Origin of the sequence: Methylobacterium sp. (assembly GCF_019750675.1) — a bacterium.
Lineage (GTDB): Bacteria > Pseudomonadota > Alphaproteobacteria > Rhizobiales > Beijerinckiaceae > Methylobacterium.
Genome location: NZ_JAIEOF010000462.1, coordinates 1 through 10,476, shown reverse-complemented (window position 1 = coordinate 10,476; position 10,476 = coordinate 1). Strand labels below are relative to the sequence as shown.

Sequence of the window (10,476 nt, the reverse complement as noted above, 5' to 3'; positions counted from 1 at the left end):
CCCGACGCCCGCCGCATGGGCATCGCCACCGCCTACGCGCCGGGCTCGAAATACAAGGTCTACTGGGCCCTGCTGGTCGCGCGGTAGTCGGCGGCGGCTCGCAGACGGCCCGAAACGGCTCAGGGTCGCCGCGACCGTCAGCCCGATGCGGCTCAGGCCGCCCGGACGGTGGCAAGGAAGCGCTGGATCTCGGCCCCAAGGTGCTCGCTCTGGCGGGACAGCTCGGAGGCCGCGCCGAGGACCTGGCCCGCCGCCGCGCCGGTGCCGGCGGCCGCATCGGCTACGCCGGTGATGTTGGTGGTCACCATGTCGGTGCCGCCAGCGGCCTGGGCGACGTTGCGCACGATCTCCTGCGTGGCCGCGCCCTGTTCCTCGACGGCCGCCGCGATCGAGGTCGCGACATCGCTCATCTCGCGGACCTGTCCGGCGATGCCTTCGATGGCCGCGACCGCTTGGCCTGTGGAAGCCTGGATCTCGGTGATCTGGCGGGCGATCTCGTCCGTGGCGCGGGCGGTCTGCGAGGCCAGCTCCTTCACCTCCGTGGCGACCACCGCGAAGCCGCGCCCGGCCTCGCCGGCCCGCGCCGCCTCGATGGTGGCGTTGAGCGCCAGCAGGTTGGTCTGGCCCGCGATGCTGGAGATCAGCCCGACGACCTCGCCGATCTTCGACGCGCTCCGGGAGAGGGCCTGGACCAGACGCGTGGTCTCGGCGGCCTGGCTGGCGGCGGCGCCGGCGAGCCGGGCCGACCCGTCGACCTGACGGCCGATCTCGGCGACGGAGGACCCGAGTTCCTCGGCGGCCGAGGCCACCATGGTGACGTTGGTGGCGGCCTCCTCGGCGGCGGCGGCGACGTTCGTCGACTGGCTGCTCGTCTCGGTGGCGGTGGTGCTCATGACCTGGGCGGTGGCCTGGAGTTCGGTCGCCGAGGCCGCCACGGCATCGACGATGCCGCCGACGGTCCGCTCGAACCCATCGGCCAGTTCGCGCATCGCCATCCGGCGCTGCTCCTCGATGCTGGCGCGTGCGCGTTCCGCCTGGCGCTCCAGCTCGACCGTGCGGATGAGATTGTCCTTGAACACACCCACGGCCGCCGCCATGGCGCCGACCTCGTCCCGGCGTCCGGCGCCCGGGACCGGCAGATCGCTCTCGCCCTGCGCGAGGCGCGCCATCATCGACGTCATGGCCCGGATCGGGCGCGCGATCCCGAGATGCAACAGCACGAGCCCCAGCGCGGAGACCAGGAGGATCACGCCGAGCCCGATCCAGTTCGCGAGCCGCGCGCCCCGGTTCGCCGCGTCGGCGGTGTCGCTTCGCTGCTTCAGGAGGGACGTCTCCTCGGCCACGATCTCGCCCGCCCGGGCCCGCACCGCATCCATCGCGGTCTTGCCGGCGCCGGAGGCCTCCAGGCGGCGCGCCTCCTCCTGCGTGGCCGGGGCGGCCATCAGGCGGATCTCGCGCTCGGCGACGTTCTCCCGCCACTGGCGGGCGGCGGCCTCCAGGGTGCGCAGGCGTTCCTGCTGCCGGGGGTTGTCCTGCGTGAGCCGCCGGGCCGCATCGAGGGCGGACGCGAAGGCCGTCTGCCCGCCCGTGTACGGCGCCAGGAAGGCGGCATCGCCCGAGACGAGGTAGCCGCGCACGCCCGTTTCCTGGTCGACCATCGCGCCGGTGAGGCGGCTCATCTCGCCGAGCACCTCGTAGGTGTGCCGCGTCCGCTCGCCGGCGTCCTCGATGGTCGACAGGGTGCGCAGTGACAGCACCGAGACGGTCGTGGACGCCACGAGGACGATCGCCAGGGCCGAGCCGATCTTGGCGGCGATCTTCAGGTCGACGAGGCGGGACAGCATGGGGACAACCTGGTGGCGTGACGGGGGCCGTTGGCCCGCCGCCTCGCACGGAGCCCGGCCGGGTCACGCCAGGGATACCGCCGCATTCGATAAACAAATGTTACGTCTGGCCGGGCCGACGCGCGCATCGCGGCCGGAGGACGACTCAGGGAAAGTTCTTCATGCGGGGCGTCGGGGCGGGCTCGCTGAGGAGCGTCACCGTCACCCGCCGGTTGGCGGGCAGGTAGGGGTTGTCGGGAAACATCGGCTCGGTGTCGGCCTTGCCCGTGACGGAGGCGAAGCGGTCGTCGGGCACGCCGCTGCCGGCCAGGATCTCCCGCACGCTGATCGCCCGGTTGGCGGAGAGTTCCCAGGGCGGGGCGAGGGGACGCGAGCCAGGGCGTTCCGTGGCGGTGTAGCCCGTGATGGCGATGCGGTTGGGCATCTTGCGCAGGGTCACGGCGAGGCGCTCCAGCAGGCGCCGGGTGCGGTCGTTGGGACGGCTCGACCCGTCGCGGAACATCGAGGCGCCGTCCTGGTCGACGATGGACACGTCGACGCCCCGCTGCGAGGGTGCAACGAAGATGTTCTTCGACAGTTCGGCGACCTCGGGCATGTCCTGCATCGCCTGGCGCAGGCTCGCGGCGGCGAGGCCGGCGCCGTCCGGATAGCCCTTGTCCGGCATGCCCTCGTCGACGTTGCCGTCCACCGCCGGCGGGGTGGTGTGGTCGGAGGCGAGTTCGGGCGGGATGTCGCGCTTGTATTTCACCTTGTCGGCGTGGGCGAGGCCATCCTTCTCGATGATGCCGGCGAAGCGCGACTCCTTGTTGACGCCGAAGGCGTCGCGCATGGAGCCGGCCACCGCCTGCATCTTCTTCTGGTCCTGGGTCGAGTAGGCGGCGATCATGACGAAGAAGCTCATGAGGAGCGCCATCAGGTCGGCGAAGGTCACGAACCAGCCGTGGCCGCCATGCGCGCCGCCGCGCTTCTTCTTAGCCATGCGCGCGACCCCGCTCGGTCATGCGCGTCAGGCCGCCTCGGCCACGAGTTCGTCGCGGTGGTTGTGCGGCAGGTAGGCGATCAGCATCTCGCGCACCAGCGAGGCGCTCTTGGCGTCGCGGATGAGCAGGATGCCGTCGATGATGAGCGAGCGGGAGACGTCCTCCTCCTCCAGCTTCACGTGCAGCTTGTCGGCCAGCGGCAGGGTGATCATGTTGGCGATCAGTGCCCCGTAGAGGGTGGCCAGCAGGGCGGTGGCCATGGCGGGGCCGAGTTTCGAGGGGTCGGACATGTTGGCGAACATCGTCACCATGCCGAGGATCGTGCCGATCATGCCCCAGGCCGGGGCGCAGTCGCCGAAGGCGCGATAGATCTTCGAGCCCTCGTCGAGGTGCATGAGGAAGTTGTCGCGGTCGCGCTCCATCGTGTCGCGGATGAACTCGCGGTCGTAGCCGTCGGCGATGTAGCGGGCCCCCTGCGCCAGGAAGGGATCGGAGATCTCCATGTTCTCCAGGGCCATCGGGCCGGACTTGCGCACCACGTCGGCGATCTTGGTGATCTCCTCGATCAGTTCGCGCGGCTTGATGGCGCGCATCGAGAAGGCGTAGCGCAGGCCCATGGGTAGGCCGTGCATCATCGTCGAGAAGGGAAAGCGCATCATCGTGGCGGCGGTGGCACCGCCGAAGATCACGATGACGGCGTGCTTGTCGAAGTAGGCGGCGAAGTTGCCGCCATCGATCATGATCAGGATGAAGACCACGGCGAAGCCGCCGATGAGCCCGATACCGGTTGCGAGATCCATGTCACCCGACGCCTGAGCGGCTGCCCGCATGCCGCGGTGGCGCCGCGAGGACGGGCGCCGAACCCACCCCTACGAAATCATGCTGAAGGAACCGTAAAAATGCTGGCCAGGGGCCGACGATCGGGTCATGCACCGTTCAGGGAGCGCCGGACATAAGGCACGGCACGCCAAGGGCTTGGCGGCGGGTATCTGGCGGCGCTTTTGGGCGGCCTCCGGTGTGCCCCCGCGGCGGCCCGATCCGGCACGGAGCACACGGTATCATGTCGTTGGTTCGTCATTACGCACGAGTCATGGGTCTTCTGGGGGCCGACCGCCGCCTCGCGGCGCTGCTCGCCCTCGCCAACGTGGCCCTGGCGGTGGCGGCCTTCGCCGAGCCGCTGCTGATGGGCCGCATCATCGACCAGCTCACGCACCTCAAGAGCAACACCAACGCCTTCGCCACGCTGGCCCCGCTGATCGCCGCCTGGGTCGCCTTCGGCCTGTTCACGATCGCGGCCGGCGTCACCATCGCGCTGCATGCCGACCGGCTGGCCCACCGCAACCGGCTGGCGGCCATGGCGAACTATTTCGAGCACGTGCTCGAGCTGCCGCTCGCCTTCCACTCCTCGAACCATTCCGGCCGCGTCCTCAAGGCGATGCTGGAGGGCTCGAACGGCATGTTCTGGCTCTGGCTCGGCTTCTTCCGCGACCACTTCGTAGCCTTCGTGTCGCTGATCGTGCTCCTGCCCATGACCCTGTTCGTGAACTGGCAGCTCGGCGCGATCCTCGTCGTGCTCGTGCTCGCCTTCACCGCCCTCACCACCATGGTCATGCGCCGCACCGAGACCCTGCAGGGCCGGGTCGAGGCCTACCAGTCGGGTCTGGCCGAGCACGCCTCGGACGCCCTGGGCAACGTCGCCGTGATCCAGTCCTTCACCCGCGCCAAGGCGGAGAAGGAGGCTATGCACGACATCATCCGCAACCTGCTCGCCGCGCAGATCCCGGTCCTGTCCTGGTGGGCGCTGGCCAACGTCGCCACCCGCGCCTCCGCCACCCTGACCATGACGGCGATCTTCATCACCGGCATCGCCCTGCACCAGCACGGCCAGGCCAGCGTCGGCGAGGTCGTGGCCTTCATGAGTCTCGCCACCATGCTGGTCTCGCGCCTCGATCAGGTCGCCACCTGCATCAACGGCCTGTTCCAGCAGATGCCCAAGATCGCCGAGTACTTCGAGATCCTCGACACCGCCCCGGCCGTGCACGACCGCCCGGGCGCCCAGCAGGTCGCGCGCTTCGACGGCGCGGTCTCCTTCGAGGGCGTCGGCTTCTCCTACAATGCCCGCCGCAAGGCCCTGGAGGACGTTTCCTTCACGGCCGAGGCCGGCGAGACCATCGCGCTGGTCGGCACCACCGGCTCGGGCAAGTCGACCACCCTCGGCCTCCTGCACCGCGCCTTCGACCCCAACCACGGCGCCATCCGGATCGACGGCACCGACATCCGCGACATCGGCCTCACCAGCCTGCGCCACAACATCGGCGTGGTCTTCCAGGAGCCGATGCTGTTCGCCCGCTCGATCCGCGAGAACCTCCTCGTCGGCCGCCCCGACGCCACCGACGCCGAGATGCTCGACGCCCTCGAGCGCGCCCAGGCCACCGAGTTCATGGCCCGTCAGGCCGACGGCCTCGACACGGTGATCGGGGAACGCGGTCGCTCGCTCTCCGGCGGCGAGCGCCAACGCCTCTCCATCGCCCGCGCCCTGCTCAAGAACCCGCCGGTCCTGATCCTCGATGAGGCGACCTCTGCCCTCGATGCAACCACCGAGCGCAAGCTCCAGGGTGCCCTCGACGCCGTGATGGAGGGCCGCACCACCTTCGTCATCGCCCACCGCCTCGCGACGATCCGCAACGCCGACCGCATCCTCGTCTTCCACGAGGGCCGGATCGTCGAATCGGGCAGCTTCGACGACCTCGTCGCCCAGAACGGCCGCTTCGCCGACCTCGCCCGGGCCCAGTTCATGGCCGCGGAGCCGGACGCGATGCCCCTGGCCGCCTGAACGGGCGGCACCGGATACGACGAAGCCCCCCCGGGATGACCGGGAGGGCTTTTTTTCGTTTGCGCCGAAGGGGCTTGCGAAGGGTTTCGGAGGCGTCGCGAGGACGCTTGCCTCTCGCCTTCGACATCGCGGCAGGCGGCCTTGCGTCCTTCCGGCGCGACGTGAAGCGCGGCTCGCAAGTCCTTCATGTCATTTCCGATTTATGAACTGACCCGTCAGGCGCGCCGCGCTCGCTTTCTGGAAGGAGAGGGGGCCCGTTCCGACCAGGCCGACCGAAGAGCTCGACCGAAAGCGGTATCAGGGCTCGGCGGGCGCCGGAATCGCCGCGACGGCCGGCACCGTCGCGTCCTCGGCCCAGACCCGGAACTTGGTCAGGCGGTTGGAGCCGAACGTGTGGGTCAGCGGCACGTCCGCCGCGTCCCGGCCGCGCGCCACGAGGATGCGGCCCCGGCGGCGGGCGTTGTTCCGCGGGTCGAACATGCGCCATGCCCCACCGAGATAGACCTCCGTCCAGGCGGCGAAATCCCCCGGCGCGTGCGGCTCGGGCTCGCCGATGAAGCTGAGATACCCGGTGCAGTACCGGGTCGGGATGTTGAGGGCCCGGCAGAAGGCCACGAACAGGTGCGCGTAATCCCGGCAGACGCCGCGTCCGCTCACGAAGGCGTCCGCCGCCGTGCGGTCCACGTGGGCGTAGCCGTAGCCGAAGGTGATGTGCCCGTGCACGTAGTCGCAGATCGCCTGCACCCGGGACCAGCCGGGCTCGAGGTGGCCGAACAGGTCCCAGGCGTCCCGCGAGAGCAGGTCGGATTCACAGTAGCGGCTGGCGACCAAAAAGGGCAGGGCCTCCTCGGGCAGGTCCTCCACCGGGTGCTCGCGCGCCTCCGGCACCACGGGGTCGAGTTCGCCGTCGTCCTCGATCTCGGCCCGGACGCACAGGGTCAGCGGGCCGGCGGGGGCCACGAAGCGCACGGTGCGGTTGCCGAAGACGTCGCGGAACGTCCGGACCGGCTGCGGCGGATCGAGGGTGAGCACGTCCGGCGGCACCGCCGCGAGGCCCCCCGCCTGATAGGAGGTGAGCCGGGCGATCAGGGGTGTCGGCTGCGGGAACTCGTAACCCATCTCGCACCCAAACCTGATCCGCATCGAAGCTCCCCCGGGCCGGCCGCCGCGCCACCGCCGGCCCCCTCACTGCCCGCGCGCGATCCGGGAGGCTAGGCCGCAAAGGTCACAGACGGATGTCATCGCGTGGCGCCGCGCGCGGATGAATCACAGCCGGTTCAGAGCCCCCGGGCCCGAGCCTGCTTTTCCTGCATCCGCGCCTGAAGCCGCACCCGCCGCGCTGCAATGACGGTGCCATTGATCTCGCCGCCGAACAGGAACATCGCGGCGAGCCAGTACAGGAAGACCAGGAACACCATCGCGGTGGCCAGGCCCCCGTAGGTGGAGGCGTAGGCATTCGAGAACCGGTCGAGGTAATAGCCGAAGCCGAGGCCGGCCAGGAACCACAGCAGCAGCGTGACCGCGATGCCGGGGACCACCGCCCAGACCGAGCGGCGCCCCGTGGCCACGAACTTGTGTGCGATGACCAGCACGGCGAGCAGCAGGAAGGCCGTGATGCCGATCCGCCCGATGGCGACCGTGAGGCTCAGGGGCTCCAGACCCGGCGCCACGTTGATGACCTTGCGCCAGATCAGCGGCCCGAGCACCACCAGGAGCGCGAAGGCCAGCATCGCGAAGGCGCCGCAGACGACGTAGGCGATGGATTCCAGCCGCGTCAGCCACCAGGGCCGGGCCTCGCGCAGGCCGTAGGCGCGGTTGAGCCCGACCCGCAGGCTCTCCACGCCGGAGGACGAAAAGTAGAGCGCCAGCACCGCGCCGACCGTGAGCACGCCGCCGCGCTGCTCGGTGAGCACCCGGTGCATCTCGGCCACGATGGGTTTCGCGACCTCGCGCGGCCAGGCGTCGAAGATGAGCACGCCGGCCTCGTCGGCGAGCGACTTCGTGCCGAACACGCCCGCCAGGGCCGCCAGCAGGATGAGGAACGGAAAGAGGGCGGTGAGGGTCGAGAGGGCGATGTGGCTGGCGATGGCCCAGCCGTCATGCGCGACGAAGCGCTGCGCGGCGACGCCCGCGATCTCGAAGGGCTTGCGGATTCGGCTCACGGGGTTGGGGCTTGTCCTCGGGCTCGGGGCGGGCGATCCGGGCCGAACGGCTCGGGCGTGTCTTCTAAACGCAACGCGGGCCTTTCGCGCAACGCCCCACGCGCCCGCAAAACGAACCGGCGCCGGGAACCGGAGCCGAACAGGGTTGAATTCCCCGCCGGGGCGTGATGGCTCCCGGGCACCATGCACGCACCGGCCCTCGTCTCCAGTCTCTTCGTCCTGATCTGGGCGACAGGTTTCGTCGCGGCGCGCTTCGTGGCGCCGCACGCGGAGGCGTTCACCTTCGTGGCGATCCGCGTGGTCGGCGTGGCGTTCGTCCTGATCGCGCTCGCGCTCTGGCGCGGCGCGCGCTGGCCGCGCGACCGGGCCGGCTGGCTCCATGCAGGAATCGCGGGCGTGATGATGCAGGGCGTCTACGTCATCGGCGTGTTCTGGTCGGTCCAGCACGGGCTGCCCGCCGGCATCGCCGCCCTGGTGGGCAGCCTGCAACCGCTCCTGACCGCGATGCTGGCCGGGCCGGCCCTCGGGGAGCGGGTGAGCCGGCGCCGCTGGCTCGGCATCGGCATGGGGTTCTCGGGCGCGCTCCTGGTGCTGGCCCCGAAGGTCGGCGCCCCGGATGCGGCCGGCATCCCGGTGCCGGCGCTGGCGGCCTGCCTCGCCGCCATGGTGGCGATGACCGCCGGCACCCTCTGGCAGAAGAGCCGCGCGGGCGGGGCGGACCTCCTCACCAACGCCGCCATCCAGTTCGTCGGGGCCGCCCTCCTCGCCGTGCCGGTGGCGCTCCTCCTGGGGACGGGGCGCTTCGACGGATCGGCGCCCCTCTGGGCCGGCCTCGCCTGGTCGATCCTCGTCAATTCCGTGGCGGGGATCCTGCTGCTCCTCGCCCTGATCCGGCGCGGGGCGGTGGCGGGGGTCGCCGCGCTCCTGTTCCTGGTGCCGCCGGTCTCCGCCCTGATGGCCTATGGCCTGTTCGGCGAGGCGCTGGAGCCGGTGCAGATGGGCGGCATGGCCATCGCGATTCTCGGGGTCGCCATCGCGAGCCGGGGGTGATTATTTCTTTGGGATCGCACTCAATAAAGTTCAACAAACCCCGCCGCCTCAAGAAACATCAGGGTTTTTCGCGCCCGCGAATAATGCATTCAGGCGGGATAGTGCCGCACTGCGGCGAGACGCCTCTACAGTCCCGGCAAAGCCGCCTATAATGAACGGCAAAGCCCCATCCCCCGTCAGCGAGTGTGCCATGTCCGCATCCCCCGTCGTCTCGACCGAACCGCAGGATCTCCTGTCCCTGGCCCGCGAGGCGGCCGAGGCCGCCAAGGGCCTCGTGGCCGAGGCGACCCGCCGGGTGCGCGCCACCGTCCTGTCGGACGAGGGCAAGATCTCGGCCGAGAAGATGGAAACCGCGCAGCACGCCACCCACGGCCTGGCCTGGACCGCCACCTACGCGGAGGGCGTGCGGGAACTCGCCGCCTACGCGCAGCGCCTGACCGAGTCCGGCGAGTTCGGCGAGACCGAGAGCCTGCTGGTGCGGATCGGGCTCGGCGAGTACCTCGACCAGATCTTCTCCGGCATCCCCATGAGCCAGGGCGAGATGGTCCGCCCCACCGGCTCCCTCGGCCTGGCCGCCCGCGAGGTCGCCAAGTTCCGGACGCCGGCGGTCGAGACCCTGATCGCCGAGGGCAACACGGCCGAGAACCGCGCGGCCCTCGTCGCCCGCATCCGCGACAACGGCGGGGCGGCCACCATCGGCAAGTCCGGCCTCGACGAGGACATGGAGGCGATCCGCTCCGAGATGCGCCGCTTCGGCCTCGCCGAGGTCGTGCCGCACGCCCACGAGTGGCACAGCCAGAACGCCTACATTCCCATGGAGATCGTCACCAAGATGGCCGAACTCGGCGTCTTCGGCCTGACGATCCCGGAGGAGTACGGCGGCATGGGCCTGCCCAAGATCTCCATGTGCGTGGTCTCGGAGGAATTGTCCCGCGCCTATATCGGCGTCGGCTCGCTCGGCACCCGCTCGGAGATCGCCGCCGAGCTGATCCTGTGCGGCGGCACCGAGGAGCAGAAGCACCGCTTCCTGCCCGGCATCGCCTCGGGCGACACGCTCCCCACCGCCGTGTTCACCGAGCCGAACACCGGCTCGGACCTCGCCTCGCTCCGCACCAAGGCGGTCAAGGACGGCGACGTCTGGCGGATCTCGGGCAACAAGACCTGGATCACGCACCCCGTGCGCGCCGACATCATGACCTGCTTGGTGCGCACCAAGCCCGAGGAGAAGGGCCACAAGGGCCTCTCGCTCCTCATCGCCGAGAAGCCGCGCGGCACCGACGCCGAGCCCTTCCCGGTCCAGGGCCTGTCGGGGGGCGAGATCCACGTGCTCGGCTATCGCGGCATGAAGGAGTACGAGCTCGCCTTCGACAACTTCGAGGTGCCGGCCGCCAACCTGCTCGGCGAGGTCGAGGGCAAGGGCTTCGCCCAGCTCATGCAGACCTTCGAATCCGCCCGCATCCAGACGGCGGCCCGCGCCATCGGCGTGGCGCAGAACGCCCTCGATCTCGGCCTGCGCTACGCCGAGGAGCGGGTGCAGTTCGGCAAGGCGCTGATCAACTTCCCGCGCGTCGCCGACAAGATCGCCATGATGGCGGTGGAGATCAACA

8 protein-coding genes and 1 pseudogene are annotated in these 10,476 nt (G+C 70.3%); 4 read left to right on the top strand and 5 right to left on the bottom strand.

Features of this window, described 5'->3' with window-relative positions:
- Positions 1–87 (top strand): annotated as a pseudogene (locus K2X24_RS24130) (CAP domain-containing protein); the annotation flags it as partial.
- 65 nt (positions 88–152) lie between these two features.
- Here K2X24_RS24130 and K2X24_RS24125 read toward each other — a convergent pair.
- The 3 genes from K2X24_RS24125 to K2X24_RS24115 all read right to left on the bottom strand — a co-directional run bounded on the left by K2X24_RS24125 (position 153) and on the right by K2X24_RS24115 (position 3,624).
- A complete protein-coding gene (locus tag K2X24_RS24125) occupies positions 153–1,844 on the bottom strand; it encodes a CHASE3 domain-containing protein (protein WP_292501905.1) in 1,692 nt (563 codons plus the stop codon).
- A gap of 145 nt (positions 1,845–1,989) precedes the next feature.
- Complete coding sequence (locus K2X24_RS24120; protein WP_292501903.1) at positions 1,990–2,823, bottom strand: flagellar motor protein MotB; 834 nt, start codon at positions 2,821–2,823, stop codon at positions 1,990–1,992.
- A gap of 27 nt (positions 2,824–2,850) precedes the next feature.
- Positions 2,851–3,624: a MotA/TolQ/ExbB proton channel family protein gene (locus K2X24_RS24115; protein WP_292501901.1), complete on the bottom strand. Its 774-nt coding sequence runs from the start codon at positions 3,622–3,624 to the stop codon at positions 2,851–2,853.
- 260 nt (positions 3,625–3,884) lie between these two features.
- Here K2X24_RS24115 and K2X24_RS24110 point away from each other — a divergent pair, with 260 nt between their 5' ends.
- Positions 3,885–5,657: a glucan ABC transporter ATP-binding protein/ permease gene (locus K2X24_RS24110; RefSeq protein ID WP_292501900.1), complete on the top strand. Its 1,773-nt coding sequence runs from the start codon at positions 3,885–3,887 to the stop codon at positions 5,655–5,657.
- A 297-nt stretch (positions 5,658–5,954) separates the two neighbouring features.
- On the opposite strand, the gene K2X24_RS24105 is transcribed toward K2X24_RS24110, so the two are convergent.
- Positions 5,955–6,800 (bottom strand): transglutaminase family protein, encoded by an 846-nt coding sequence (locus K2X24_RS24105; protein ID WP_292501899.1) that lies wholly within the window; start codon positions 6,798–6,800, stop codon positions 5,955–5,957.
- A gap of 134 nt (positions 6,801–6,934) precedes the next feature.
- Positions 6,935–7,819 carry a YihY/virulence factor BrkB family protein gene (locus K2X24_RS24100; protein ID WP_292501897.1) on the bottom strand — a complete coding sequence of 295 codons (885 nt, stop codon included), beginning with the start codon at positions 7,817–7,819 and terminating at the stop codon, positions 6,935–6,937.
- A 183-nt stretch (positions 7,820–8,002) separates the two neighbouring features.
- On the opposite strand from K2X24_RS24100, the gene K2X24_RS24095 reads away from it, so the two are divergent.
- Together K2X24_RS24095 and K2X24_RS24090 are read left to right on the top strand one after the other, a co-directional pair.
- A complete protein-coding gene (locus tag K2X24_RS24095) occupies positions 8,003–8,869 on the top strand; it encodes a DMT family transporter (protein ID WP_292501896.1) in 867 nt (288 codons plus the stop codon).
- 190 nt (positions 8,870–9,059) lie between these two features.
- Positions 9,060–10,476: acyl-CoA dehydrogenase family protein (locus K2X24_RS24090; protein ID WP_292501895.1), on the top strand; the 1,417-nt coding region annotated here is incomplete at its 3' end.